1 protein-coding gene is annotated in these 630 nt (G+C 70.5%); it reads right to left on the bottom strand.

The window, feature by feature from the left end; all coding sequences use genetic code 11:
- Positions 1-610: ketoacyl-synthetase C-terminal extension domain-containing protein (locus tag IF30_RS42900; RefSeq protein ID WP_324605699.1), on the bottom strand; the 610-nt coding region annotated here is incomplete at its 3' end.
- Positions 611-630 lie beyond the last annotated feature (20 nt).

Below are 630 nucleotides of genomic sequence, written 5' to 3' on the forward strand. Positions count from 1 at the left end.
GGGGTAGGTGGGGGTCGAGGGCGGCGCAGGCTTCGTCGAAGGCGTCGGCGTAGGCGGGGTAGGTGGTGTAGAGGTCGTGGCCCATGCCCAGGCGTTGGCCGCCCTGGCCGGAGAAGACCATCGTCAGGGTTCCGTCGCCACCCCGGCCGGTGACGAGACCCGGGTGACTGCCACCGCGAGCCAGCGCACGGAGCGCCTGGGTGTGGTCGGCCGGATCCGCGGCCACGATGACGGCTCGGTGTTCGAGGGTGCTGCGGGTGGTGGCGAGGGAGTACGCGACGTCCGTCAGTGAGGCGTTGTCCCGATCCGCGAGCTGTGCCGCCTGAGCACGCAATGCTGCCGGGGTGTGTCCGGAGAGCACCAGCGGAACGTAGGGGAGCGCGCGCGGTGCGTCGGCTGCGGGTTCGTCGATGACGGGCGGTTGTTCGAGGATGATGTGGGCGTTGGTGCCGCTGATGCCGAAGGAGGAGACGGCGGCGCGGCGGGGGCGGTCGGCCGTCTCCGGCCAGTTCTGTTCTTCGGTGAGCAGTGTGACGGCGCCTGCGGTCCAGTCGACGTGGGGGGTGGGTTCGTCGGCGTGGAGGGTGCGGGGGAGGGTGCCGTGTTGCATGGCGAGGATCATCTTGATGA

It is taken from the genome of Streptomyces sp. NRRL S-350 (assembly GCF_000719705.1).
GTDB lineage: Bacteria > Actinomycetota > Actinomycetes > Streptomycetales > Streptomycetaceae > Kitasatospora.